The sequence below is a fragment of the Cryobacterium sp. RTC2.1 genome, from assembly GCF_035018685.1.
In the GTDB taxonomy this organism is placed as follows: domain Bacteria; phylum Actinomycetota; class Actinomycetes; order Actinomycetales; family Microbacteriaceae; genus Cryobacterium; species Cryobacterium glucosi.
Map to the genome: position 1 here is coordinate 1 of NZ_JASJXJ010000375.1, position 311 is coordinate 311.

The 311-nt window shown below is 67.5% G+C and carries 1 protein-coding gene; it reads left to right on the forward strand.

Annotated features, from left to right (window positions below):
* Positions 1 to 143 precede the first annotated feature (143 nt).
* Positions 144 to 281: a hypothetical protein gene (locus QN357_RS19365; RefSeq protein WP_323505453.1), complete on the forward strand. Its 138-nt coding sequence runs from the start codon at positions 144 to 146 to the stop codon at positions 279 to 281.
* Positions 282 to 311: the final 30 nt, after the last annotated feature.

Sequence of the window (311 nt, forward strand, 5' to 3'; positions counted from 1 at the left end):
AATGCGGACTGCACGGTGACGTCGGGGTTGTCGCCGTGGTGGAGCGCCCGGAAGACCTTGCAGATCACGGGAGTGAGTGCGCGACCGTCAGGACCCGCGAGTTCGTAGATGATCGAGGTGTTGGACTGCTCTCCCCGGAGCACGTGACTCGACACGACGGTCGGCTCGACACCCTCCGGCGCGACTCCGTCGCCGGGTACACCTCCGGGTACACCGCCGGCGAGGCCGTTGGGAAGGGTCTCGCCTTCCGCGACCGAGCATCCGTCTGCACCAGGGCCTGACGTGCCGCGACGCAGGATCAACAGGAGCAG